Raw genomic sequence first — 25,341 nt, 5'->3', positions numbered from 1 at the left:
CCATGTGGATCTATCTTTTAAAATTCAGTGCGTGTCTGGCCATACTCCTACTGTTTTACAAATTGGTGCTGGAGAAGGTCCATTTTCATCATTTTAAAAGATATTATCTGCTATCCGCCTTTATCATTTCCCTAAGTATCCCCTTAATCACCTTTACCCATTATGTTACAGTTACATTGGAACCTGCCCAGATTCCAACCTATATTGAGCAGACCAGAGGTAATTTAATAGAAAACAAAACCGACATTGCCCAAATTTTACCCATTATTTTATGGGGTATTTACATTTTAGGCGTATTCATTTTCGTACTCAAGTTTTTGGGAAACCTCAGGTCCTTGCTCAAAAATATCAAGAACAATCCCAAATTAATATCGGGACGTATCCACCACGTATTGCTTCAAGAACTCATTGTACCACACACCTTTTTTAGCTATATCTTTTTCAACCGAAAAGATTATGAAACCCAAAAAATTCCCCAAGAAGTGTTTTGGCACGAGGAAACCCATGCCCAACAAAAACATAGCCTGGACATCTTATTGTTGGAACTGCTCCAAATTGTCCTTTGGTTCCACCCCTTGGTCTACTGGGCCAAGCATTTGGTAAAACTGAACCATGAATTTTTAGCGGACCAGGCCGTTCTAAAAAAAGGAGCAAGTGTTCCCGACTATCAAAATATGGTATTGGCATTCTCCTCTTCCGATAGCTATCGGAATGCCGTAGCACCGCCATTGGCGAATGCCATTCATTATTCTCCGACCCGCTTGAAGCTATTTGGTAAAACCTTTGTTTTTGGACCAAGTATATTCGGGCAGGTCAAAAAACGAATCGTTATTATGAAATCACAAACATCAAAAAAGGCCATTTGGCTTAAAAGTTTATTGTTAATTCCTTTAATAACACTGTTACTGTACAGTTTTAGCACCAAAGAAATTCTTGAAATTCAAGAATTGGAGACCCTGACCCCTAAGCCGGACTACCAACAAGGAATTATGGAACAGGAAAATATTAATGAATCAAGCAATCAAAACATTCCAACACAAGAAATTTCCGTATCCATAAATAAATATGGACAGTTATTGGTCAATGTTGATTTGGTTAAATTGGAGGACTTAAAATCCCACCTCCTCAAATACAACCAAGGGCTTACCAAAGAACAAAGAGAGCAAAGGATTAGGGCCATAATTAGGGTAGAGAAAAAAACGCCGAAGAACATCATAAAAAAAGTAGATGCCATATTATTGGACTATGGGGTAGCCACCATTGACATCAAAGGGCCTAAAAAATCTCAAAACACAGTGGGGGCCAGCCAAAGGGAAATAAATAAATTCAATGCCCTAGCCAAAAAATATAATGCCCAACCTCAAGAAACAAGGGTTATTCCGCTAAAAGACTTAAAGACCTTGGAAACTATTTACAGTCGCATGAACAATAAGCAAAAACAGCAGGCACAGCCCTTTCCAGAATGCCTGCCTCCACCTCCACCCGCTCCGGTTCCTGCAAAAAAACTTGAAGCGCCCAAAACTCCAACCGCCCCATTGCCACCCTCACAAACTTCAAATGGAGAAACCAAAAATCAAAGAGATCCACAAAAAAAGGTGGTACGGCATAGGTTAATATTGATAAAAGATTACAATAAAATGTATGGGGTCTATGAAGGGTTAAAGCAAAAAGAAAACAAAACCAAAAATGAAAAAAACACACTTATAACACTTTTTTCACATTTGAAAAAGTCATATGCTAATATGACCGTAGAGGAAAAGAAATTAGTACATCAACCTTACCCCCCATCTTCCCCAAAGACCAGTTTAAATAAAACGATAAACGGGCATAAGGAATCCAACGAAAAGCCAAAGATACCAAAAGAGCTTGCTGCACCATATGGAAATTTGTACACTGTACCTCAACCGCCTCCACAGCCAAATGAAGACCCCGTAAAATATATAAAGGAATTGGCCGAAAAAGGAGCCATATTTTATATGGGCCCGCATCAATACAAAACTGATGAAGTAATTGAATTGGTTAAGAAGAGTAAAGATCCCAGTATTGATGTAAGCGATTACCCAATAGTAAGACTGGGAGGTTGTTGATCGTTCACATTCCAATAAAAATTGACCAAAGATACAACATACCCCTTCCGGCGATCCTGCAAAAAGTGATAATACTTCATTTTTTTATGATTTATAATGTAACAATTTGCACCTCCCTACGTTCTAACTACTATCCAATGTTTCCAAAGACAGCCTTTTAAAAGCTTATCAAAGAGCCTGTTTTTTGGTACTATTGTATATGAACATCAATCAAAATCAGAACACTATGTTACAGCAATTTTTTATACTCTGCTCAGGGGCGGATGCAGATATTCTAAAAACCTGTTCCAAAGGGGAACAAAACAAATATGCCGGAATCGGCGCAACGGTGTTCTTTACCGCTGTCATGGCTTTTATAGCTAGTGCCTACGCCCTTTTCACTGTCTTCGACAATATCTACACGGCTATTTTCTTTGGCCTTATATGGGGCCTGCTCATATTTAATCTGGACCGATTTATTGTCTCTACCATAAAGAAGACCAATAGCTTTAAAAGTGAGGTTTTACAGGCAACCCCACGGATAATTTTAGCGGTCATCATCGCCATTGTCATCTCCAAACCTTTGGAAATGAAAATTTTTGAAAAAGAGATCAATCAAGTGCTTTTGGAGGAAAAAAATACAATGACGCTTGCCAACAAAGAGCAGATCGCTACCCAATACACCCCAAAAACAGAACAACTGAAGACCGAAATTTTGGGTCTTAAAAATGAAATCATAGCCAAAGAAACCGAAACCAATTCACTTTACGACACCTACATTTCCGAAGCGGAAGGTACGGCAGGCACCAAATTATTGGGCAAAGGCCCGGTTTACAAGGAAAAAAGGGACAAACACGACGCCGCGCTGGCGGAGCTACAGCAACTAAAGCAAACGAACGCAGAAAAAATTGTGGCCTTGGAAGCCCAGATTACGGCCTTGGATATGGAATATGCCGATCAAATCACCACAACACAGCCCATTATAGATGGTTTCGACGGACTCATGGCTAGAATAAATGCCCTGGAAAAATTGCCCTGGCTTCCTTCTTTCTTTATTTTTCTCCTGTTCCTCGCCATAGAAACATCGCCCATAATCGCAAAATTGTTATCCCCAAAAGGTGCTTACGATTATAAACTGGAGGATGAGGAAAGCGCCGTTAGGACCTGGGTGGTCCAAAAAGTAGGTCAACGTGAAAAAGCACTGGAAACAGACACCCAACTCAACAATAAGATCTACAGTGAAATTGCTGAAGAAGAGGAAATTTACAAATACAAAAAACAGAAGGCCGAGGAATTGTTAAGGCTACAGGCCAATGCCTTTCACGAGGCCCAGGTGAAAAGTTTATAGTTAAAAACAATTAACAATGATCAATTAATTCCCCCACATTCTAACCCAAAGCGCCAAAAGTAGTTTTTTAGCATCCCGTTTTAGTTTAGGGGTTTCTTCCACCAACAAACCATCTGCCTTCGGGACCAACTTATAACTAAAAGCAAATTGGGATTCATCCGGATCCAAACTCATCAACCCGAATCGCAAATCATTAAAAAATAACTGTCCGTTTACCTCATTTATGGTATACCATCCTTCAGTAATTTTTATCAGCCGTTGCATCTTATTATTTTCGCCCAGGCCGCCCAAAAGTCCATGGTTTTTTGGATAGCGACTAAAATGAACGGGCCTATCATCGAAAAAAGAGTAGTTCCCAATGAGGTAGGCATCCCCTGCATCTATATTGGCAGACCAAAGAATGGTATTAAATGGAGATGGCCTGGTATCTATTTCCAGATAAGCTATTCCCTGTGCGTCCAAACTATTGGTGATCTGTCTATAGGCCACTCCTTTGAGCAGCAAACTAAGTGCCAAATATAAACTACTGATGGCCAATCCCCACATATTATAGCGCCACCGCAACGCTAAATCCTGTTTTTGGCGCATTGCCAGAATAAGGAAAAGCAAAAATGGCAGGGTATATAGGGGATCAATAACAAATATGTTCTGAAAGGCCACCCTAAGATCAAAAGGCCAAAAAAGTTGGGTCCCCCATGTAGTAAAGGCATCCAAAATGGGATGGGTAAAAAGTCCCCAAAAAAATAAGCAAGACCAATCTTTCCAGGTGGCAGGACCCTTCCGTTCCAATTTATAAATAAGCCACCCGAAGATAGGGGCAAAAATTATGGAAAAGAAGATAGAGTGGGTAATCCCCCTATGCCATTCTATGGCCGTAACGGTATCGGTAACATGATTGGCCAAAACATCCAAATCCGGAATGGTGCCGGCAATTGCTCCGTACAGCATAGCTTTATTGCCCACTTTCTTTCCCAGTACCGCCTCTCCCACCGCGGCACCCAATACTATTTGTGTTAGCGAATCCATCCTTATTATATATTCAAAAAGGGCCAAGCCTTAATTTCTCCGGAGGGTACTAAAATTAACAATTCCCTACCCAGACTCTACTCCACTATTTCCATCTTTTTTAACAAAAAGGACGCATTCATATTTTTACAGACACCGGTTTTAAAGGTATAATCGAAATTAAGTTCATTATCAATGATTTCGGCATCAAAATAATAGTTCCTCACCTGGGGCAGTTCTTCCGAAACTTCACATAAGCTTAAGTCATGGGTAGCAATGATCCCGGTAGATTTGGAAGCCACCAATCTTTCAACAAACTTGCGAGAGCCTATGGCCTTGTCCAAACTGTTGGTACCTTTCAGGATTTCATCCAATACAATAAAATACTTGTCCTTTTGTATTTCATCCACTATAAACTTCAACCTTTTCAGTTCCGAGAAAAAATAAGACTCGTCGTCCGTAAGGGAATCGGTTGTGCGCATGCTGGTTATTAATTTGATCGGAGAATATTCGGCTGCGGTGGCACATAGGGGCAGGCCCAAATTGGCCATAACAATTTGCAGGGATACCGTTCTTAAAAAAGTACTTTTACCGGCCATATTGGCCCCGGTTACAATAAAAAACTGCTCCTTGAGGATCGTTATGTCATTGGGAACCGATTTTTGGGGATGCAGCAAAGGATGGGATGCATTGACCGATTTTAGTATTGCCCCATTATCTACCAACTGGGGGTAGCTATAGCCCGGGTGGTTGTGGGCAAAATTCCCCAAACTATTAAAGGCATCAAAAAAGGCGATGGCATTAAACCACTGCTCCACCTTTGGTCCGTGTTCACCAATCCACCGTTCTATCCTATACGCCTGCAACAAATCCCAAAGAAAAAATCCGTTTCCCAACAAGGCAAAAAACATATTGTTCCTTTGGTCCAAGGCACCGAGAATTTCGGAGAATTCCTTTAAAACTTTTGAGGCCAGCTCTTTCTGGGAGACCACAGCATTCCTCTTTTCCCTTAAAAGATCGGAGCTAAATCCCTGTTCCTCTATTTTAAGAATCAATTTTTGATATTGCTGAAAGGTGCTTTGCACCCTGTTGGCATCCGAAGCCAGTTTGGAAGTGTTTTTCAGGTAAATACCACTCAAAAGCAACCCGGCCAAAAGTATAATAAAAATGGGGAAGCCGGGCAACACCCCCAACAAATATCCCCCTAACAAAATCAGGGAAACCAAAGAAAAAGTATAGGATACATAACGCATGGGCTTGGGAACGTACGCTTTGTACCCGGCAAGCCATGAAACAATAGTTTTGGTGGTGGTATCGGTTTTTACCAGGACCGATATTGCCGAAAATTCCTGTCTCCAATCGGGTAATTTGGACAACTCTGCCACCGCCTTCTGCTTGCCAGAAATATTGTCAAGGTCATTGGCCAATAGCATCTCCACCAACATATCACTACCTTGATTTAAGGCGGTACGATTGCTGTACTGATAAAATGATCCCTTCCCGAACAGGTCAATGTCCTGGGCAAAAAAATGGGTGGGATCCTTGTATTTAGAACCATCTGGAAGGTGGTAAAAATTGCGCTCCAACACCTGAATTTCCGTTTCATTGATTTTTATAAGGGCCAAAAGCTTGTCCCTCTTGTATTGTAAGTCCGTATGTTTGGAAACCAGATATAAAAAGAGGCCTATGGCAACTATAAGTGTTCCTAGGACCAATTTGGTATCCCCAATAAAAAAGTAGGTAAAGCCGGCGGCGATAACAAAAACGATCAATCTGATACTACTGGATAGGGCCAACAGTCCTTTTACCTTCCCCAGCACCCCGGTATGGAGTTCAACCCTTTGTTTATAAAATGTTTTTAAGCTATCCATTAAGAAGTGTAATTGTAAATTACACAAATGTAGTTAATCCAAAGTCTTAAGTTGGGCCTGTACTTTTTTTGTTAGCCCGGCAACTACCAATTCATAGGAATGATCTATTAAGTCCCGGACCAAAGTGGGCGACAAAGTCTCCAAACAAAGGGTATTCCAATGTACTTTGCTCATATGGTACCCTGCAGTTATTCTCCCATCGTAGGTCTCCCGCAATTCAATGGCCCTTTCCGGATCGCACTTTAAATTGGCCTGGGACGGAATCCGTTCCAATGGGACCAGGGCAAACATTTTCCCCATTACCTTGAATACCAAGGTAGCGGCATCAAAGGGAAATTCTTCCGTAACCCCCTTTTTAATGATGCAATGCTCCCGAAACTCCTCTATATTCATAATATACTTTATATTGAATCACAAACGGACCAGTTCCTTTAAACCTTCCCGTATTGCCCTTCATTTACTAAAAGACCGTCTAAGAACAATTAAAGATGTGTTTGCACTGCCTATCTAATTGGCTGTATTGGCTAATCGTTATATAACTGTAGGCTTAAATTTAATTTTGACCCAAACTAAATCCCTAGGGAATCATACACAATGACCTTGGTCCATAAATTGCTGGATTCCGCAATAAATAAGTTATGGGCCTCTTCGGTCTGGTATTTTACCTGAGCCTCGGCAGATTCAAAGGATACCACCAAAGAATAGGTAAAGGACCCGTCCACAACATCTCTGGTGGCCTTTGGCGGCACGCCCACAAAGTTGGTCTTGGCGTATTTGGAATCTCGCATAAATTTAAGGATGGATCTCTCAAAAGCCTTCCTATCCTCTACATTATCAGGGTTCTTCAACCAAAAATAAACGGTGTGCACAAAATTGGGATCAAAGTTTTTCATGTTTTCATTGTTTTGACCATAGCTGTTTACGGTCATTGTTAAAAATAGTACAGTGTAAATTATAGTTTTCATTCTATAGGTCTGATTTAAAAAAATCCAAAGTCCGCAGATTTAAAATTGGTGCTTCATCCGCTAAAATAAAAAACAATTTTCCAAATTGCAGCCTTTGGACAAGGGGAAATTAATTATCCAAAAATTGATTCTTTCTATTGTTCATTTCCAAAGTGGAATAATCCAGTTTCCATCCTATGGTCTCCACAATCTTTTCAATTAAAAGTACGGCTTCAAGAGCCTCTTTATTTGCCGTATCCATTAAACCACTTTGTGGAATTTTATCCCTTATGTGCTGTTTGGCCTCCAAATTGAGGGAGGTAAGGTCCGTTGGCGTAAAGGAATTGAAAAGTCCGTTCTGTATATCGTAAAACTGCAGTTCAGGCGAAATGGATAAAATTTCGGGCTGTGGAAAATTGGTAAGGATAATTTTCTTCTTATCGTTATCGGCATGCATTTGTAGTTTCTTTAAATCGAAACCGATATGCGCCTTGGCGTTTATAATGATCAGCGCTTTCTTCTTACTGCTTACCAGACTCAGAAAGCGTTCCTTGGTATTTTCATACCTGTATATTTCGGCGAAATCGCCTTCCACCGTTATCAGCTTACAAACGCTCTTTATTTTGTCCAACAGTATGGTGGACTGATGTTCCGTGAGTTCCTTGCTCCTCTTCTTTCTAAAAAAGGAAAAGACCCAGTACATAGCAATGGCCCCCAGAATAAGGCCCAAAAAAAGCTCCAATATATCACTCATCCCTGTTACCTATTCCACCCAAATGGGTATATTTAAATCCTTTGTTATATTTTAATCCATAGCCAAATATCCTATCCATGGAAGCATGGGAAAAAAGTATAATCCCTATCAATTGGCACAAAGGTAAGGAAAGATATATCCCGAGAAAATAAATAGCGATGGCCAAGCCCTTATGATGGAACAAATTATACCCTATGGCGCCCGCCCTATTTCCCGTTAAATAGCCCAGCATTCCAATATCCGGCAATAGGATAAGTCCGGCAAACCACCACCAGCTATAATCCAACAGGCCAAAGAGATATAATCCCAGACCGAACATTAACAATTCCTCCACTTTTAAAAGTAACCGCATAGCACTGTTTATAATTCCTCTATTGAATATAGGACAGGCCTACTGGGACTGGCATCATTTTCTATGGAAGCCATCTGAAGATTTAAAAGGTACTTCCCGTCCTTAATGGAATTGGCCACATAAATAAACTCGGTTATAGTAGCCTGAAATCTTCGTTCTCCATCGAAATTCCAAAAAGTCTTATGGGCCAATAAAGCGCCCCCGTCCTTTTCCTTGTCCACGGAAGGAAGATCGACCAGCAAATGCTCCACTCCACGGTCTACCAAAAACTGTGCTGCCGATTCCAATAAATATGGGGGATTGGTATGGGCGTATTGCCTACTCATTTTATCCTTAATGTTTGGGATGGTCCTAATGACCAAGGCTTCCCTGTTTTTATTGCCCAAGGCATACTGCAATTGCTTTTTGGAGATTACAAAATCGCCCTTAATTTTTTCCGGTGCTATAGTGATGACTTCTGCCAAAAAGAAAAATTTGGTAAGGCTTTTGTTTACGGAATAAAACGTTTCGGTAATATGGCCAATACATTCGGTATGGGTACCATGGGCATGTGGGTTAAAACTAATATCGTTAAAATTGGTGGAAGCCCCTTCCGTAACCTTCCCAATAAAATCCCCTTCGGTATGCGGCCCAATTTTGGGGGGACCTACATACCATGCATTTACATTGGTATCCTTTCCTGTGATGGGAATGGAAATATCCAAGGGCCGGGATAGGTCTATAGTGTAGTTTTTGCTGTTATGTTTTATGTTTGCTTTCATTAATGCTGAACTTGTTGATCATGCTCAGGACAAGTTAACCAAAAATAAATCGGCAGCAATCCCATCGCTTAAAAATTTGCCCTTTGGAGAGACGAACAAATGATCTTTTTCCACATAGAGTAAGCCATCCTTGATTTTTTTACTGGACTGCTCCAACAAATACGAATGGAATTCCACTCCAAATTCCTCTTTAACCCTATTCAGGGAAACTCCCCATATGGTTCGCAAGCCGGTCATAATATATTCGTTATAGCGATCGGTCCTGGACAACACCTCCACTTCCATGGGCAACTGGTTCTGTGCAATGGACTTCATATATTTGGCATTATTATTAATGTTCCAACCCCTTCTTATACCGTTGTAGGAATGTGCCGAGGGTCCGATGCCCAAGTATTTTTTTCCCTGCCAATAGGCCGTATTGTTCCTTGAAAAATACCCTGGTCTTCCAAAATTGGATATTTCGTAGTTAACAAACCCCGCAGCTTCCAATTTTTGCACTAGAAGATGGAAATGGGCTTCCGCCCATTCATCATTTACAGGGGGAACGAGTCCTTTATCTATAAACGATTTTAAAGCTGTTTTGGGTTCCACGGTAAGGGCATAACTGGAAATGTGGGGAACCCCTAAGGCCAAGGCCTTGTCCACATTGGCCATCCACCGGTCATTGGACATTCCGGGAATGCCATAAATAAGATCGATGGAAATATTATCAAAATAATGCTTGGCCCATACAATACATAATGCAGCTTCCTCTGCATTATGTGCCCTGTTCATCATCCTTAAATCTTCCTCAAAAAAAGATTGGATGCCAATACTCAACCTATTGATCGGCGATTTGGCCAGTGCCTCTATCTTTTCCTTGGACAGATCATCGGGATTGGCCTCCAAAGTAATCTCGGGATCGGCGACCACCTCAAAATTTGCTCGTATTGAGGCGATAATCCGATCTATTTCGGCCGTATCCAACACAGAAGGCGTTCCACCACCAAAGTAAATGGTCTGTACCACCTCCGCCTTGAACTCCTCTTTCCTAAGCTCCAATTCCTTTATCAATGTCGATACCATAGCCTCCTTCTTCCCCATATTGGTAGAAAAATGAAAATCGCAATAATGGCACGCCTGCTTGCAGAAGGGGATATGGATATAGATACCGCTCATTTTTTCAGTGAACAATTAACAATTAGCAATAAACAATGCAAACTTTTTTCAGTGAACAATTAACAATTAGCAATAAACAATGCAAACTTTTTTCAGTGAACAATTAACAATTAGCAATAAACAATGCAAACTTCTTTCAGTGAACAATTAGCAATAAACAATGCAAACTTCTTTCAGTGAACAATTAACAATTAGCAATAAACAATGCAAACTTCTTTCAGTGAACAATTAACAATTAGCAATAAACAATGCAAACTTCTTTCAGTGAACAATTAACAATGGGAATTAAAATTCATTTCACTTTGCTTATCCTTGTGGCTTTTAGAATGGCAAACATAATTTTAGATAATTCATCTGCTTCATCTATTAATTTATTTGCCTCAGTAGACGAAATATAATCTGAATCTTTTAAAAGGTGCAACCAATATTTAGTTTCTAGGCTCTCTTTATATGCAACAGAAATTTTAGCGGAAAAATCCGCCTTTGAAATTGCACCATTTGCTTCGGAAACATTTGCCCCAATTGATGTTCCTGCCCTTAACAATTGCTTGGATATTACAAACTCCTTTTCCTTTCTGATGATTTCCTTATATAACTTTACTACTTTTAATGCAAAAGCATAGGACTTCTCTGCTAAAGGATTACTATCAGTACCCATAAATAAATTATTGGTAATTGTTTATTGTTTATTGATTTTGTCACCGTTCTGCTTCACAAAAGCATCCCAACCACTATAACTTTTACCTATTTCCAAACGGCCTTCGTTATAGAAATGACATACGGCAGCGGCCAGACCGTCGGTACTGTCCAGGTTTTTGGGGAGCGACTTCAACCCCAGCACACTTTGAAGCATTTTGGCCACCTGTTCCTTACTGGCGTTACCGTTTCCGGTAATGGCCATCTTAATCTTTTTTGGAAGGTATTCCGTGATGGGGATTTGACGCGATAGGCCGGCGGCCATGGCCACGCCCTGGGCCCTGCCCAACTTGAGCATGGATTGTACATTCTTTCCAAAAAAGGGAGCCTCAATGGCAATTTCGTCCGGATGGTAAGTATCTATCAATTCTATGGTGCGTTCAAAAATAAGTTTCAGCTTGGTATAGGGGTCCGCATATTTTTGAAGCAAGAGCTCGTTCATTTGAATAAACTCCATTTTTTTATTGACCACCTTTATAAGGCCGAAGCCCATAATGGTGGTTCCTGGATCGATACCCAATATTATTTTTTCATTTTCCAAATAAGGACTTATTTAGATGCTAGTGTTAAGTTAACCGTGAAATGACTTCTCGACTCCGCTCGAAGAGACGACAGATTGTCCGGTCGAGCGGAGTCGAGACCTAAATTCAATAACAAAACATACTTAACATAACACTAGATTTATATTTCAGTTGGAGTTTACAATAATGGGAATCCTAAATTTTGAGCTTACCGGCACCCCTCTTTTTAGGGCGGGCGATAATGGCGGTAATCCTTTTAAACTTTGGGCCAAGATGGTACGGAACTCGGGAATCTGATTTTCGATATCCTCGTTCCGTTCCACTTCCAAAACGGAGATCTGCCCTTCGTGGTCTACCAAAAAATCCACATAAATGGTGGTATTTACTTCGGAAACGAATTTAAATTCAAAATCCTCCAATGTCTCCGTGTATTGTGATAAAAGGGTATTTTGAAAGCACTCCAACTGTCCCTCCTTGTCCAACATTTCATCACAGTTGTCAAACAAGGGGTACTTATCCACCTCATTAAAATTTATATTGCGCATTTCCTCGTTTACCAATTCTTGGGTTTTTTCTTCTTTGGAAGCAAACCAGTCGCAAGAGGTAAAAAGACAAAAACAGGCCAAAACCGCAACTTTCCTCATGTATGCCAGATTCTGGGCGGAAATTACAATTTTTTGATCAATTTATGGGGTGACGCCGTCAATTTCCTCCTGAAAATCCAATCCGAGCTGCTACAATTTCCCGAAGTATCGGCGGCGGCGGGGTTCCCCAAATATAAACAACAAGTAGTATTTACTTATTGGTAATTTGGTATTTCTGTTGATCCGTAACGGTAAGCATTGTAGTAGGCAGTCCTTTGTATTGAAAAATTAAAACATCTCCTTTTTGGACTTCAATCTCAATTATCCCATCAAAGTCTGTAACCATAGTCTCATTTTTTCCTTGAATGGATACATTTACCCCTGGCAGACCTTTGGTTTCATCGCTTACCATACAGCGCAGAAATTCCTTAGCCCCAACCTTTTTAATATACGCCATGACAGACATCAAATTCGAAACCGACCTTGATTCTGCCGATTGCAATGCCGTATTTTCGTCAGGGCCTTTTAGGCGAAAGTTGATCGGAATGGAAAAAGGCACCCTTACTTTCACTCCACCTTGCTCTCCCGGGACCATTTGCGGTAATAAAGAAATAATCCGTTCCGCTTCATCCTCCAAGAGCTTATCGGGTCCACGCATCTTAATATTCCCTATGCTTCCGTCTTCCTGAATAAAGAACAAGATATTCACCCGTCCCTGAATGTCCTTTTCCTGGGCTTCTTTGGGATACCTAAAATTCTTGGAAATATGTTTTTGCAACATGGCATTAAAACAATCCCTCATATTATCAGCATCCTCACAACCAGGAAAAACAGGAACTTTCTCTATTATGGCAAAAGGCACATCCAAAGAGCCGTCATCATTCCTCCTTGCACCATATACCTCTTTTCCTTCCAACTTAAATGTAATCGGGACGGAATAAGCCACCCGCACCTTTTCTCCATGGTGCTCCCCTGGGGTCATCTGGGGCAGTAGGGAAATAATTCTTGCTGCTTCCGCTTCCAAAATTTTATCGGGCGATCGCATCCGCACATTCCCTATACTCCCATCTTTTTGAATAATAAACAATATATTCACCCTTCCTTGTATCCCTTTTTCCTGAGCTTCTTGGGGGTATCTAAAATTCTTACTTATATGTTTCTGCATTTGTTGTTGAAAACAAGCCCTTTTATTATCCCCGTCTTCGCAACCAGGAAAAATGGGTACCTTATCTACTTGAGTAAAGGGGATATCAGCTTGGTCTTGTATAACAATAGCTTCCTTATTAAAATCAAGAATAGGTATATGAGTCACTTGGGCAGTAACCACGCCATCAGTTATTAGAAGTCCCTTGTAAACATTTTCATCCTTGGAAAGATCATCCAAATTTCTATTAAAAGTTACAAGCTCCTCACCTGTTAGTCTTTTTGCATTTCGAACATTCTGAATCTTAAACCCTTTTAAACTTACAACTTGAAGACCGACCAATTTTATATTAAAATTTTCATTTTCAAAGGATGCTAATAATTTATTGTCAATCACGCGGAAAGCCCTTTTCCATTCTTTAAATGTTTCATACAATTCTGTAGAAGGAGGAGACATCGTACTTGCAATATCCTCAATCTTGCCATCCATCATTTTATATGTTTCGGCATTATATCTTTTCATAATCAATGCTCTTTCAAAAAAATCCACCTTGTTGGGAATCAAACTATCATTGTAAGTTCTTCCTCTTTTTATAAAAGCCTTAAACACTGCCTCTGCCGAACCTTTAACCTCAATCTCTTTTTGGATTTTTGCTTCCAATTTCTGAATCAAAGCTTTATCATTCAATGTTTGTTCATAATCATTTGAATCTGACCCTTGCGCTTCCAAGGAAGTATAGACCAACATCCCCACTACCAATGGCAGCAACAATAAATACTTAAATTGCCAAACTCTTTTTGATTTTGATTTTTGTAACATGACGATTCGTTTTTTGACTAATGATGATTTAAAAAATGGATTGATGAAGGAAATATGTTGGGTCCGAAAGACCTGCGATAACAACAATTGGTACTGTTCCAACTTATGGGTCTTGGCCACTTTTGCATCGGCGATGAACTCGTGCAGTTCGGAAACCCTATTTTGATACACATAGACCAAGGGGTTGAACCAGCCTATGATCCGCATCAGCTCAAAGAACATCAAATCCCAACTATGCCGCTGACTTATATGCACCAGCTCGTGCTGAATGATGCTTTCATGGTCCTTTTCCAATACCTTGTCCCCCAAAAAGATGTACCTGAAAAAAGAAAAGGCCATTTTACTGTTCCGTACCACTACTCGGGTAAAATCTTTAAAATAACGGATTTCACCCTGGGTTTTGAGTCGGTTTATTTGGTAAAGTTTGTAGGCAAAGAGCAAGGCTGCAATGCACATTCCGCCGTAAAATAGTATTTCGGTGGCAGAAAGATCAAAAGAAGACAGATTTTCCGGAGCAACAACCACCCCTTCGGACATATCCATGCCCCATAAATACTCAGGATATACAAAATATTTTGGAGAAATGGTGGTCTTCAAAGCTTCGATCTTAATCCAGGGCAGCAAGAGGGACAGTACAAAGGTCGCGATAAGGTACACCCTGTTCCACTGAAAAAAAGTTTCCCGCTTTAGGAACAGATCATAGACGATCAAAAATATTAGCTGGAATGCCATGCATTCTAATATATACTGTGTCATTCCTTCTCTTTTTTAATTTCCTTTAAAATGGATTCCAATTCGGAAAGGCTCATATCGTTCCTTTTCATAAAGAAGGAGACCATACTTTTAAAAGAGCCCTGAAAATACCCATCTACCAATTTGTTGATGGACTGGTTGCCGTAATCCGACTTCTTGATCAGTGGAAAATAAAGATAGCCCCTGCCCTCCTGCTCGTGGTCCACAAAACCCTTGCTCTCCAGAATACGGACAATGGTAGAGACCGTATTATAGGCCGGTTTGGGTTCCGGCAGTTCGTTTATGATTGCGGCCACGTTGCACTTCTGCAACTGCCATAATACCTGCATAACCTCTTCCTCCGCTTTGGTCAATTGTTTCATTTAACTAACTTTTTAGTTTAACATTATAACAAATATAACTAAATAATTAGTTTAAACTAATTATTTAGTTATAAATTTTGTTTGAGGTTATTGTGAGGTCTAGCAAGAGGAGTCTTACGAAGTGACCACTCCAGTCATTGGCCAGTAATGGACTGCCACCCCTTCCGTCTCCCCAGCTGATGGCTGAGGATCCACCTTCACCTAGCTAGTGGAAGGAGCCTTTTATTGCTTCCTCGACAATGGATATTAAGACATCCGAGGTTTGTGAATACACAAAATAAACAGGGGAAACCAAGCTTGTGCGACTTCTCGTCGTCCTGAAAAAGGACTCTGTCGAAGTGACTACACCAGTCATTTCGAACGACCGACTGGTAAGGAGAAATCACACAAGTGGCTCTACCAAAACATCAATTGTGTCAATAAACTTTAAGCTTTGAACAATAAAAAAATGTGTATTGATCTAAACCAGTATATGTGCGACTTCTCGTCGTCCTGAAAAGGACTCTGTAAAAGTGACGTAAATCAGTCATTGCGAGACTTAACGTAAATAAACACGTCATTGCGAGGAGCCAAAGGGACGAAGCTATTTGTTAGTTCTACCAGCAAATTAAGTAGATTGCTTCACTATACCTGTCTGCCGCCAGTCAAGTTCGCAATGACGTTAAAAAAAACCCACTTCCTGAATTACTTAGCAGGTATGTCCAAAAATACTAATGCCCGTTCGCGGAGTGGAGAGCACATTTTTTACAAACGCCCTTTCCCCACTCCCGTAACAAATCCTCCCTATCTTCGTCAAACAAAACATTTAAGGAATTCTTATGGATATCGCATTATTGATTATCGGGCTCATTTTAATGTTCGTTGGCGTATTGGGCAGTTTTCTACCGGTCCTGCCCGGAACTCCCCTAAGTTGGATAGGCCTATTCCTACTCTATCTTACAAAAGCCGTTCCGGATGACTGGTTCTTTCTGGGAATTACCCTGGCCATTGCCATCATGGTCTTTGTCCTGGATTATATCATTCCCGTTTGGGGCACCAAAAAATTCGGGGGAAGCAAATGGGGTATGATAGGTACTACCGTTGGACTTTTAATAGCCCTTATTTTTCCGGTTCTTGGATTTTTTGGAATCATCATCTGGCCATTTTTAGGGGCTTTGACAGGGGAACTGATCAACAAGGCCGATCAAAAAACGGCCCTAAAGGCCGCCTTTGGTTCCTTTTTAGGCTTTTTAACCGGAACTTTCCTGAAATTTATGGTCACCATGATTTATTTAGGCCTATTTATCTATAAAGCCTGGGCATATAAATCGGACCTATTTCCCTTTTTTAATTAATCTGTATTTCTACATCCAGCTTACTTTTTCCTGCCAAGGCCCCTTAACGATTTCCGGAATTTCATCGTCATAATAGCCCATATAGAAAAAACCCAAACACACTTCCCCAGGGTTCATCTCAAAAAAATCGTCCATATATTGAATAAGATCTGGAGAGCTCCAATAGCTCCCTATGCCCATCTCGGTACAGCAGAGCCACATATTTTGTACCGCCATGGCGGTAGCGGCCACCTCTTCCCATTCGGGCAGACTTTCCAAAGGATCACGTTGCATACAAATGGCAATGACCGCAGCCGCCTTTTTGGGGTTCTGTATCAACTTTTCTACCTTGAACTGCTTCGGCTTGGCATCGGTTTCCATATACTTTAAAGATAGGAACAAGCCCAATTTTTCCTTGCTCTCCCCTTGTAACACTTTAAACCGCCAAGGCTCCGTCTTCTTGTGGGTGGGTGCGTAATTGGCAGCCTCCAACACCCTTTCGATATCCTCCCTACTTATTGGTCGATCATTATATTGGGCAGGAAAAATGGACCGACGCCTCTTTATTATATCAAAAATCATAAGCTATCTATTTAAATATTTTTTAATTCCCTATTGCGATTGGTTTAACAATAAATTAATACAATGGCGGAGGGCCGGGTTTCTATTGTCCTCCTTCCAACAAACGGATAGCACCGCCCTTTGCGGAATATTCTTTAGCTCAATAAATTTCACTTTCATCTGAAACCCATATTGTAGGGAAGTAGGTATTATAGCTATTCCCAGATTATTCTCCACCAACTTAAAAATGGTCTGGGCATGTACGGACTTATGGGATATCTTCGGACTAAAACCAGCATCCTCACAAATGCCCATTACCGTCTCATAGTACAACGGACTATAATCTTGGGCGAACAAAATAAAATTCTCTACCGCCAATTGCCCTACATCCCTAAATTCCCTGGTCAATAAAGGATATAATTCCGGTAAAACCACGGAAAAAGTATCGGTATAGACCGGTTCCATATGTAGCCCTTCAGGAACTCTGGACATACATACGAACCCCATATCCAATTTGCCCTTTAAAATAGCACTGACCTGGGCATTATTGGACAATTCCTCCAAATGGGCTTGGATCCCGGGAAATTTCTGTTTTAACTTGATCAAAAGTTCGGGGATCACTTCCTGCATGGCCGAACCCAAAAAACCTATTCGGACCTCCCCGAAATTACCATCCCTAATATGCCCCAACTGTTTTTTGGTCACTTCCAAATGGTTTAGCACAAACTCTATTTCACTTTTAAGATATTCTCCGGAAGTAGTAAGGCTAACCCTCTTCTTTGTCCTGTCAAAAAGTTTTACCTCCAAAATCTCCTCCATTTGTTTAATCTGCCTACTTAAACCAGGTTGTGAAATACCCAATTTTTCAGCAGCCTTTCTATAGTGCAGTTCTTCGGCCACTGCCAAGAAATAATTGAAATGTCTGAGTTCTATTTGATTACCCATAGTTATTAACTATATCTATTAATAATATTGGAGATTATCAAACTTAAGGAATATTTTTTATCGATAGAAAATAATTCCATGGTTACTTCCATAAAATCCAATTTTTCAGGAAAGATTATCCAAGGACAGATCAATATTTGGCCATGCCCACAGTAACCTATATGGATCACATTAGTTAACCATTCCCAAAACATGCCACTCAATATGACACATATACATCCTATAAATTTGGGATTGGACATCCCGATGTTGTTTGGCGACATGGAAGCCATTTATACTAACGCATATGCCCCACACGCCTACGCCGTAATCCAAATCCTACCAACCAGTGGATTTAGCGCAAAATAAATATCCAAAATTCTAAATATTACTTGGAATCATCTATTTTTATTTGCTGAACTGCCCCTTAACCAAATATATAGACATTCTATTAAGGATTGTTCCTCCTTTTGTTGGAACAAACATTTGATAAATAAGCAATATTTAAAATAATGATTCCCTGTCCCATCTGTAACCATCCCAAAACCAAATTAAAATTCCAACTTAAATTTAATGTACATGAATGTGCCAATTGCGGATTTCAATTTTGTCCCGATGCTACTTTCAACAAAAGTCTGGTTTCCGATTTAAATGAAGAAACCCGCGAAAAAGCACTCATCAATTTAAGGAAAGAGAATTTCCAACATATCATCGCCTCCATTAAAAAAACCAAGGAAATTAAGTCCAAAGGCCTGGAGGTAGGCCCAGGATATGGCTGGTTTTTGGAGGTCTGTAGGGACCACGGCATTAGTTGCTTGGGCATTGAACCGGAAACCCGCTTCAATGAACACTACCAAAAGGAAGGCTTGCAAGTAAAGAATGGTTTTTTTCCGCAAGATCTGCAAGAAGAATCGGATTTTGATTTTATAGCCTATAACGATGTCATGGAACACCTTCCCAATCTAAACGGAATTATGGAGGCCAACTACGATTTGCTAAATCCGGAAGGCCTTTTGATCGTAAATTTGCCTCAACAGGATGGTTTAATTTATTTCATCTCCAAAATGGCTTACCGGTTCGGGATAAAATCGTTAATGGACAGAATGTGGCAATTTAATTTCCACAGCCCGCATTTGAGCTATTTTACTAAATCAACCTTAATAAAATTGGCCAAGGATAACCATTTTGAGGCAATAGAATCCTTTCCTTTAAAAACTATTAATGTATCCGAAATATCGGATAGGATAGATCAGGACAACCAACAGGGAACGCTTGCGAAGATGATAACTAAAATAGGGGTGTTGCTTTTGTTTCCCTTCCTACAGATTTTTCCGGATACCCGTTGTTTTATATTTAGAAAAAAGTAGGTATGTGTATGGAAAAAATGTATCGACTTAAAAAAATAAAAACAAGATTTAAAATCGATTATCGTTAAAATGTTAATTTAGTTTGTCCATTATCACGAATGGGCAGCTTGGAACTGTTCAATTCCTAGCTGTTAAAACACCAAGAAGTATAAAATTGCCAAACTCGATGATTGAAATATTACTAAAAGCAAATAAATGGATAAACAAGTCTACCGGATTTACCAGCGATAACAACAATTCTTTTAGAAATCCGACATTTATTCTTCTTAGTGCCCTATTTGTATTAACGCTTTTTGTGGCCTATACCAATCATTTCCAAAATGGCTTTCATTTTGACGACAACCACACCATAGAGGAAAACAAGGCCATTAGGGAGGTAAACGCACCGGCCTTTTTCAAAGATGCAACCACCTTTAGCACGCTCCCCAGCAATAGGTCTTACCGCCCTTATACTACCCTTGAAAATGCCATTGATTACAAACTTGCAGGTGGACTGGACCCCTTTGCTTTTCATATCCACATCTTTGTGTTTTTCATTTTAAGCTGTGCCGCACTTTGCCTTTTTGTAAAAAAACTTCTAGATAGGCTGGAATACTCCAATTACAACCCCTTTTGGGGACTCCTGGTAGCGGCGGCTTTCGGACTGTTGTGTGCCAATGCGGAAACGGTGAATTATATTATTCAACGATCGGAAATTGTATCCGGTTTCTATGTTCTACTGGGGTTTGTCGCATTTTTGAGTGGCGGGAAATGGCGTAAATGGCATCTTTATCTCATTTTTCCATTTATAGGTTTTTTTTCCAAGGAAATGGCATTGGTTTTTTCACCGCTACTTTTCCTGTATCTATTAATTTTTGAAGAGGAGGTAGATCTTTTACACTTCTACAGGGGAACAGAATTTAAAAAATGTATCCGCTCCTTTGTAAAGGTATTTCCGTCCTTTGTGCTTACCCTGGGCTTTTTAATTTTTTATTTCCGTATGCTCCCGGAAACATTTGCTCCCGGAGGGCCGGATCGCTACAATTATTTAATTACCCAACCCTTGGTCATGTGCCATTATATACTTACCTATTTTATACCCTATAACCTATCTGCCGACACCGATTGGATAGCTTTTGAAACCATTATGGACTATAGGGCCATATTGGGAATAGTCGGAGTAGGTATATTGGTGTTCTTGGCCCTAAGAGCATCTAAAAAGAGGGAGACCAAATTATTTTCCTTTGGCCTACTTTGGTTCTTTATCGCGCTCCTGCCCTCTTCTTCCGTTCTTCCCTTTGCCGAGGTGCTTAATGATCACCGAAGCTTTATCCCCTATATGGGACTCACAATAGCCTTTATTTTCGGCGCCAAATACCTTCTTGAAACCTATTTCCCAAAAATATTGGCCTCAAAAAAAGGGCTATCCATAATATCACTGTTGATGATCTTTTTCCTATTCGGCAATGCCTATGGGGTGCACCAGCGTAACAAAGTATGGAAAGACGAGCTTAGCCTATGGAAGGACGTTACCCAAAAAAGTCCAAAAAATGGGCGCGGACATATGAACTATGGCCTAGCGTTAATGGCCCAGGGGGATTATGCCAATGCCGAAATATCATTCAACAATGCCTTGGAATATGTTCCCTATTATTCCAGTATTTACACCAATCTGGGGATCTTGAAAAATGCCATAGGGGATAAGGAAAGTGCGGATAAGTACTTCCAAAAATCCTTGTCCCTTAATGATGCCAACCATAAGACCAAGTACTTCTATGGTAGATACTTGTTTCAAAACAATAAATTAAGTGAGGCCATAGATCAATTTAAAGAAGTAGACCAAAATGTTCCCAACTATCTGGACACCCACGACTACATCTTCAAATCCTATCATAAATTGAAGGAATGGGAGGCCATGGAAAGCTTCAGCAAAGAAGTCTTGGCCAACTGGCCCAAAGATGAAATTTCAAAAAAATATTTGGATATTGCCTTGAACAAAAAATCCGTACTTACCGTATTAGAAGAAGAGGTCGTCAAGGCTCCCAGCCCGGAAAAATACCTAAATTTGAGTTTGCAATATTTCAATGAAGGCAATTACGAGGATTGTATCCGAGTAGCGGGAAAAGCCTTGGAATTAAATCCTGAATATGCAGATGCCCATAACAATATCGGGATAGGCCATTTTTATCTTTTGAATTATGACGAGGCCATTGAGGCATACCAAAAAGCCCTGAAATTAAATCCGTCCTATCAATTGGCGAAGAACAATTTGAAAAATGCCCAGGACAAAAAGAAGGATTTGGCCGATGCTATTTCTAACCTATCGGATAGGGAAGCATCTGCTTATTACATAAATCTTAGTCTTGAGTTTTACAAAAAGGAGAAATATCGGACCAGCATTGCCGCCGCGAGGAAATCGATCGCAATTATACCCAACGCCATTGCCTTTAATAATATATGTTCTTCCTATAACCAACTAGAAGAATACCAAAAGGCAATAGCGGCATGTAATGAGGCGTTAAAATTGGACCCAAGTTCCAAACTGGCCAATGGCAATTTAAATTATGCCAAACAGCATGCGCAATAACATTGGAATAAAAGTCATGACCAATAACACACTGAATCCCAAGTAACCCCGCAATCATGGAAATAGAGAAATATAATTCAATTAAAATCGCTGTTGTAATCCCTTTTTACAATGCCTCCAATGAAATATTGCTCGTTATTTCCAAATTACCGGAATACATTCAAAATGTAATTATTGTGGACGACCAAAGTCCCACCCCCCTACCCAAAGCGGATATAGAAAAACTTGCCCCTTCCAAGGCAACCATTTATTTTTTGGAAAATCCGATAAATTTAGGGGTAGGTGGCGCTACCAAAAGAGGTTTTGAAGAAGCTATAAAAGTTGGAGCGGAAATAATAATCAAGGTAGATGCCGATGATCAGATGGATCTGGGCTACCTACCCGATCTACTGGACCCCTTGATTGCAAATAAGTGCGATGTTGCCAAAGGAAACAGGTTCAGGGACTTAAAGGCTTTAAGAGCTATGCCCCTTGTCCGCAGGATCGGTAATCTAGGTTTATCGTTCCTCATAAAATCGGCCACGGGATATTGGCACAATTTTGATCCCACCAATGGATTTTTAGCCCTTAAAACCGATGTTGTCAAGAAGTTGGATTTTAGTAAACTGGCCAACCGCTATTATTTTGAAACCTCTCTCTTGTCCCAACTATACTTTGAAAAGGCGGCTATTAAGGATGTTGCCATGCCGGCCATATACGGTGAAGAAAAATCGGGCATGAAAATATGGCAAATGCCCTTTGTCTTTGGGGCAAGATTAACAAGCACTTTTATAAAGCGTATTGTAAAGGAATATTTTTTATACGATTTTAATATCGGTTCGGTATACTTATTATTTGGTCTTCCCCTATTTATGTTCGGCCTCATCTTTGGAATTGCGGAATGGATATATTACGCTTCCATAAACACCTTTGCCCCTACAGGCACCATAATGATCGTAACCCTATCCATTATATTGGGCTTTCAGCTTATCCTTCAGGCCATCCAATACGACATAATCAATGCCCCAAAATCGCAGTAAAGGGCATACGCTTTGTTACAAGTAATGCTTTGGAACCGTTGTTCCTGTCCTGAGGAAGTAGCTTAATAGGGATAAAAATATTTCCGGTATGGCAAATATGTTACTTACCTATTCCATCCAAGATCGGAAATACTTGCCATCATCAATATCCAGGGCCGCCTTGGTAAGTTGTAAAGGCCTAAAAGTATCTATCATCACGGCCAACTCTTCCGTTTTGGATTTTCCAATACTGGCCTCATAAATACCCGGATGCGGGCCGTGCGGAATTCCCGCGGGATGTGATGAAATATATCCTTTATCCACATTCTTTCTGCTCATAAAGTCGCCATCCACATAATACAATACCTCATCCGAATCTATGTTGGAATGATTGTAAGGTGACGGTATGGATTGGGGATGATAGTCGTACATTCGCGGCACAAAGGAACAGACCACAAAAGCAGATGTCTCAAAAGTTTGATGTACCGGGGGTGGTTGGTGGATACGCCCAGTAATGGGCTCAAAGTTGTGAATCGAAAATCCATAAGGATAATTGTACCCGTCCCAACCTACCACATCAAATGGATGGGAAGCATACACCACATGGTGCAACTGGCCTTGTTTTTTTACTTTTATCACAAAATCGCCCATCTCATCATAGGTTTGTAGACACTGCGGTAATTTAAAGTCGCGCTCACAAAATGGGGAATGTTCCAAATGTTGTCCAAACCAGTTTCTATATCGCTTGGGAGTATACATGGGATGATAGGATTCCACAATCAACAACCTATTTTCCGCTGTGTCAAAGCTAATCTGGTAGATCATTCCACGTGGAATAAGCAGGTAATCCCCGTCCTCGAACCCAATTTCTCCCAACATCGTTTTTAATATCCCTTTCCCTTTGTGGACAAACAACAATTCGTCCGCATCGGCATTCTTATAAAAATAATCGGTCAGGGATTTTTTGGGGGCTGCAAGGGAGATATGAACATCGGTATTGAACAACATTACACTCCTACTTTCCAAATAATCGTTCATAGGTTCCACTTCAAAGCCTTTCAACAATCTGGACTTAATATTATGGGACACCATGGCTTTGGGGGAAACATCGAAAGACTTTCCCGTTTCCTTTACCATTGTGGGCCTATGCAGGTGGTACATGAGCGATGACATACCATCAAAACCAATGGTCCCGAACAATTGCTCATAATGCAATCCGCCGTCATTTTTCTTATAAATAGTATGTCTTTTGGGGGGAATTTTACCTAAGCTGTGATACAAGGGCATAACTATATCATTATTGATTCCGTTTTAAAAATACGATAAAATAAGGAGTAATTAAAATAGGGAAGTCCTATGGATGCTAATGCAATATTGCCATTTAGAAATCAATACAAACAAAAAAAGCCTCCCAAAATGGAAAGCCTTTCATCGGTGCTTGCCGGTCCAAATTTACATCCGGACAAATCGACAAATACAACCTTGCCTCAATTTGCATTGAGACACAACACAACTGGGCAAAGATAGTAAAGGTTTTTAGATTTTCAGTGTTTGGACAGGCTTATTTGAACAAACCTTTTGCCACCGTATCAGGACTGGTTAGAGTACAAAATTAAATCCTGATTCTTCCAATTTTTTGTACTTTTCAAAATCAAACTTATATAAAAAGGCACCTTTTTTTGAAGTGGATTTATCCTTCTCATTCAATTTGATCAACAAATTGAAGGACAACAATTTCTTTCTAAAATTGCGATCATCCAATTGGGTCCGGTGAATGGCTTCATACAATGACTGAAGTTTTGGGATAGTAAATTTTTCAGGAAGAAGTTCAAATCCAATGGGCTTGTGGGTAGTTTTCTGTCTTAAACGCTCCAAGGCATCAGTAATCATTACATTATGGTCCAGCACCAGCTCCGGGATATCGTCCAAAGCAAACCACTTGGCCCCATGCAATTCCACCTGCTCCCTGTCATAATCGTTAACCCTGATCAAGGCATACTGGGCTATGGAAATACATCTTGCACCAGGGTCCCTTTCCACATTGCTATACACCCTTAGCTCTTCCAAAAATATATTTTCCAAGCCCGTAAACTGGAGCAGTACCCGGCGCGCAGCATCGGAAACACTCTCCTCCGCATCCACAAAACTCCCGATAAGGGACCATTCTCCCTTACATGGGTCTATTCTTCTCCTAAAGACCAGAAGCTTTAGGATCCCCTCATCAAAACCAAAAACAATACAATCCGTTGCCACAAGTATTTTAGGCTGCTCAGTATAAATCCGTCTATTCTCCAAAGCCTTCATTTCATCTATAATTCACTAAAATATCAAAAATATATATCAAATCGATAAAAGCCCATATTTTAACCTCCCAAACCAATTCATAAATCCTATGACCATTTAGCCATGACCCGATCGTACCTATAAATTTTCACATAACCAATAACGATTTTCCCAAATATATTTAGCAGTCA

The 25,341-nt window shown here is 40.3% G+C and carries 23 protein-coding genes; 6 read left to right on the top strand and 17 right to left on the bottom strand.

From position 1 onward, the window contains the following. Positions 1-2 precede the first annotated feature (2 nt). Positions 3-2,087 (top strand): M56 family metallopeptidase, encoded by a 2,085-nt coding sequence (locus D0S24_RS03180; RefSeq protein WP_117018387.1) that lies wholly within the window; start codon positions 3-5, stop codon positions 2,085-2,087. Between the two features lie 226 nt (positions 2,088-2,313). Beyond that, positions 2,314-3,414, top strand: coding sequence for a DUF4407 domain-containing protein (locus tag D0S24_RS03175; RefSeq protein ID WP_117018386.1), 1,101 nt, complete (start codon positions 2,314-2,316; stop codon positions 3,412-3,414). Positions 3,415-3,438: 24 nt separating this feature from the next. On the opposite strand, the gene D0S24_RS03170 is transcribed toward D0S24_RS03175, so the two are convergent. From D0S24_RS03170 to D0S24_RS03105, 13 genes are all read right to left on the bottom strand, one after another. After that, entirely contained in the window at positions 3,439-4,440 is a 1,002-nt protein-coding gene (locus D0S24_RS03170) for a metal-dependent hydrolase (RefSeq protein ID WP_117018588.1), read from the bottom strand. 77 nt (positions 4,441-4,517) lie between these two features. Beyond that, a complete protein-coding gene (locus D0S24_RS03165) occupies positions 4,518-6,290 on the bottom strand; it encodes a MutS-related protein (protein ID WP_117018385.1) in 1,773 nt (590 codons plus the stop codon). Positions 6,291-6,323: 33 nt separating this feature from the next. Continuing rightward, positions 6,324-6,683: an MmcQ/YjbR family DNA-binding protein gene (locus D0S24_RS03160; protein ID WP_117018384.1), complete on the bottom strand. Its 360-nt coding sequence runs from the start codon at positions 6,681-6,683 to the stop codon at positions 6,324-6,326. A 176-nt stretch (positions 6,684-6,859) separates the two neighbouring features. After that, positions 6,860-7,255 carry a Dabb family protein gene (locus D0S24_RS03155; RefSeq protein ID WP_117018383.1) on the bottom strand — a complete coding sequence of 132 codons (396 nt, stop codon included), beginning with the start codon at positions 7,253-7,255 and terminating at the stop codon, positions 6,860-6,862. A 109-nt stretch (positions 7,256-7,364) separates the two neighbouring features. Next, positions 7,365-7,988, bottom strand: coding sequence for a DUF4230 domain-containing protein (locus tag D0S24_RS03150; RefSeq protein ID WP_117018382.1), 624 nt, complete (start codon positions 7,986-7,988; stop codon positions 7,365-7,367). Further along, the gene (locus tag D0S24_RS03145; protein WP_117018381.1) at positions 7,981-8,340 is read right to left on the bottom strand and encodes a DUF4260 domain-containing protein; all 360 of its coding nucleotides are present in this window, start codon (positions 8,338-8,340) and stop codon (positions 7,981-7,983) included. Before D0S24_RS03145 ends, D0S24_RS03150 begins: the two co-directional genes overlap by 8 nt. Before the next feature lie 8 nt (positions 8,341-8,348). After that, positions 8,349-9,101, bottom strand: a complete 753-nt coding sequence (locus D0S24_RS03140) for a cyclase family protein (RefSeq protein ID WP_117018380.1) — start codon at positions 9,099-9,101, stop codon at positions 8,349-8,351. Between the two features lie 24 nt (positions 9,102-9,125). After that, complete coding sequence (gene hemW / locus D0S24_RS03135) at positions 9,126-10,259, bottom strand: radical SAM family heme chaperone HemW (RefSeq protein WP_117018379.1); 1,134 nt, start codon at positions 10,257-10,259, stop codon at positions 9,126-9,128. Between the two features lie 292 nt (positions 10,260-10,551). Continuing rightward, positions 10,552-10,917 (bottom strand): four helix bundle protein, encoded by a 366-nt coding sequence (locus D0S24_RS03130; protein WP_117018378.1) that lies wholly within the window; start codon positions 10,915-10,917, stop codon positions 10,552-10,554. Between the two features lie 21 nt (positions 10,918-10,938). Next, on the bottom strand, positions 10,939-11,496 hold the full coding sequence (gene ruvC / locus D0S24_RS03125) for a crossover junction endodeoxyribonuclease RuvC (RefSeq protein ID WP_117018377.1): 558 nt from the start codon (positions 11,494-11,496) through the stop codon (positions 10,939-10,941). Positions 11,497-11,643: 147 nt separating this feature from the next. Then, positions 11,644-12,120 (bottom strand): hypothetical protein, encoded by a 477-nt coding sequence (locus D0S24_RS03120; protein WP_117018376.1) that lies wholly within the window; start codon positions 12,118-12,120, stop codon positions 11,644-11,646. A gap of 151 nt (positions 12,121-12,271) precedes the next feature. Next, positions 12,272-14,779, bottom strand: a complete 2,508-nt coding sequence (locus D0S24_RS21295; protein ID WP_251795700.1) for a M56 family metallopeptidase — start codon at positions 14,777-14,779, stop codon at positions 12,272-12,274. Further along, the gene (locus D0S24_RS03105) at positions 14,776-15,138 is read right to left on the bottom strand and encodes a BlaI/MecI/CopY family transcriptional regulator (RefSeq protein ID WP_117018375.1); all 363 of its coding nucleotides are present in this window, start codon (positions 15,136-15,138) and stop codon (positions 14,776-14,778) included. The genes D0S24_RS21295 and D0S24_RS03105 overlap by 4 nt, the downstream gene beginning before the upstream one ends. A gap of 818 nt (positions 15,139-15,956) precedes the next feature. On the opposite strand from D0S24_RS03105, the gene D0S24_RS03100 reads away from it, so the two are divergent. Beyond that, positions 15,957-16,472, top strand: a complete 516-nt coding sequence (locus tag D0S24_RS03100; RefSeq protein WP_117018374.1) for a DUF456 domain-containing protein — start codon at positions 15,957-15,959, stop codon at positions 16,470-16,472. A gap of 9 nt (positions 16,473-16,481) precedes the next feature. Here the strand turns inward: D0S24_RS03100 and D0S24_RS03095 are convergent, their stop codons facing one another. Both D0S24_RS03095 and D0S24_RS03090 read right to left on the bottom strand, forming a co-directional pair. After that, complete coding sequence (locus D0S24_RS03095; protein WP_117018373.1) at positions 16,482-17,033, bottom strand: nitroreductase; 552 nt, start codon at positions 17,031-17,033, stop codon at positions 16,482-16,484. A 30-nt stretch (positions 17,034-17,063) separates the two neighbouring features. Beyond that, the gene (locus tag D0S24_RS03090; protein WP_117018372.1) at positions 17,064-17,957 is read right to left on the bottom strand and encodes a LysR family transcriptional regulator; all 894 of its coding nucleotides are present in this window, start codon (positions 17,955-17,957) and stop codon (positions 17,064-17,066) included. Positions 17,958-18,448: 491 nt separating this feature from the next. Between D0S24_RS03090 and D0S24_RS03080 the strand changes: the two genes are divergently transcribed. From D0S24_RS03080 to D0S24_RS03070, 3 genes are all read left to right on the top strand, one after another. Next, entirely contained in the window at positions 18,449-19,303 is an 855-nt protein-coding gene (locus tag D0S24_RS03080; protein WP_117018370.1) for a class I SAM-dependent methyltransferase, read from the top strand. Between the two features lie 166 nt (positions 19,304-19,469). After that, a complete protein-coding gene (locus D0S24_RS03075; protein ID WP_117018369.1) occupies positions 19,470-21,869 on the top strand; it encodes a lipopolysaccharide assembly protein LapB in 2,400 nt (799 codons plus the stop codon). A gap of 56 nt (positions 21,870-21,925) precedes the next feature. Continuing rightward, positions 21,926-22,888 carry a glycosyltransferase family 2 protein gene (locus D0S24_RS03070; protein ID WP_117018368.1) on the top strand — a complete coding sequence of 321 codons (963 nt, stop codon included), beginning with the start codon at positions 21,926-21,928 and terminating at the stop codon, positions 22,886-22,888. A 108-nt stretch (positions 22,889-22,996) separates the two neighbouring features. Here D0S24_RS03070 and D0S24_RS03065 read toward each other — a convergent pair whose 3' ends face one another. Both D0S24_RS03065 and D0S24_RS03060 read right to left on the bottom strand, forming a co-directional pair. Next, a complete protein-coding gene (locus tag D0S24_RS03065) occupies positions 22,997-24,154 on the bottom strand; it encodes a homogentisate 1,2-dioxygenase (protein ID WP_117018367.1) in 1,158 nt (385 codons plus the stop codon). 312 nt (positions 24,155-24,466) lie between these two features. Then, the gene (locus D0S24_RS03060) at positions 24,467-25,171 is read right to left on the bottom strand and encodes an NrtR DNA-binding winged helix domain-containing protein (protein ID WP_117018366.1); all 705 of its coding nucleotides are present in this window, start codon (positions 25,169-25,171) and stop codon (positions 24,467-24,469) included. Positions 25,172-25,341 lie beyond the last annotated feature (170 nt).

Origin of the sequence: Arenibacter sp. P308M17, from assembly GCF_003426735.1 — a bacterium.
GTDB lineage: Bacteria > Bacteroidota > Bacteroidia > Flavobacteriales > Flavobacteriaceae > Arenibacter.
Note: the sequence above shows the minus strand (reverse complement) of the source record. Positions and strands in the feature narration are given on the sequence as shown.

What these genes read in the sequence shown, in the direction of transcription:
- D0S24_RS03100 (WP_117018374.1), top strand. Translation starts at nt 15,957, where the DNA reads ATGGATATCGCATTATTGATTATCGGGCTCATTTTAATGTTCGTTGGC.
- D0S24_RS03070 (WP_117018368.1), top strand. Translation starts at nt 21,926, where the DNA reads ATGGAAATAGAGAAATATAATTCAATTAAAATCGCTGTTGTAATCCCT.
- D0S24_RS03140 (WP_117018380.1), bottom strand. Translation starts at nt 9,101, where the DNA reads ATGAAAGCAAACATAAAACATAACAGCAAAAACTACACTATAGACCTA.
- D0S24_RS03155 (WP_117018383.1), bottom strand. Translation starts at nt 7,255, where the DNA reads ATGAAAACTATAATTTACACTGTACTATTTTTAACAATGACCGTAAAC.
- D0S24_RS21295 (WP_251795700.1), bottom strand. Translation starts at nt 14,779, where the DNA reads ATGACACAGTATATATTAGAATGCATGGCATTCCAGCTAATATTTTTG.
- hemW (WP_117018379.1), bottom strand. Translation starts at nt 10,259, where the DNA reads ATGAGCGGTATCTATATCCATATCCCCTTCTGCAAGCAGGCGTGCCAT.
- D0S24_RS03175 (WP_117018386.1), top strand. Translation starts at nt 2,314, where the DNA reads ATGTTACAGCAATTTTTTATACTCTGCTCAGGGGCGGATGCAGATATT.
- D0S24_RS03095 (WP_117018373.1), bottom strand. Translation starts at nt 17,033, where the DNA reads ATGATTTTTGATATAATAAAGAGGCGTCGGTCCATTTTTCCTGCCCAA.
- D0S24_RS03165 (WP_117018385.1), bottom strand. Translation starts at nt 6,290, where the DNA reads ATGGATAGCTTAAAAACATTTTATAAACAAAGGGTTGAACTCCATACC.
- D0S24_RS03120 (WP_117018376.1), bottom strand. Translation starts at nt 12,120, where the DNA reads ATGAGGAAAGTTGCGGTTTTGGCCTGTTTTTGTCTTTTTACCTCTTGC.
- D0S24_RS03090 (WP_117018372.1), bottom strand. Translation starts at nt 17,957, where the DNA reads ATGGGTAATCAAATAGAACTCAGACATTTCAATTATTTCTTGGCAGTG.
- D0S24_RS03080 (WP_117018370.1), top strand. Translation starts at nt 18,449, where the DNA reads ATGATTCCCTGTCCCATCTGTAACCATCCCAAAACCAAATTAAAATTC.
- D0S24_RS03170 (WP_117018588.1), bottom strand. Translation starts at nt 4,440, where the DNA reads ATGGATTCGCTAACACAAATAGTATTGGGTGCCGCGGTGGGAGAGGCG.
- D0S24_RS03160 (WP_117018384.1), bottom strand. Translation starts at nt 6,683, where the DNA reads ATGAATATAGAGGAGTTTCGGGAGCATTGCATCATTAAAAAGGGGGTT.
- D0S24_RS03075 (WP_117018369.1), top strand. Translation starts at nt 19,470, where the DNA reads ATGATTGAAATATTACTAAAAGCAAATAAATGGATAAACAAGTCTACC.
- D0S24_RS03105 (WP_117018375.1), bottom strand. Translation starts at nt 15,138, where the DNA reads ATGAAACAATTGACCAAAGCGGAGGAAGAGGTTATGCAGGTATTATGG.
- D0S24_RS03150 (WP_117018382.1), bottom strand. Translation starts at nt 7,988, where the DNA reads ATGAGTGATATATTGGAGCTTTTTTTGGGCCTTATTCTGGGGGCCATT.
- D0S24_RS03130 (WP_117018378.1), bottom strand. Translation starts at nt 10,917, where the DNA reads ATGGGTACTGATAGTAATCCTTTAGCAGAGAAGTCCTATGCTTTTGCA.
- D0S24_RS03145 (WP_117018381.1), bottom strand. Translation starts at nt 8,340, where the DNA reads ATGCGGTTACTTTTAAAAGTGGAGGAATTGTTAATGTTCGGTCTGGGA.
- D0S24_RS03180 (WP_117018387.1), top strand. Translation starts at nt 3, where the DNA reads ATGTGGATCTATCTTTTAAAATTCAGTGCGTGTCTGGCCATACTCCTA.
- D0S24_RS03060 (WP_117018366.1), bottom strand. Translation starts at nt 25,171, where the DNA reads ATGAAGGCTTTGGAGAATAGACGGATTTATACTGAGCAGCCTAAAATA.
- D0S24_RS03065 (WP_117018367.1), bottom strand. Translation starts at nt 24,154, where the DNA reads ATGCCCTTGTATCACAGCTTAGGTAAAATTCCCCCCAAAAGACATACT.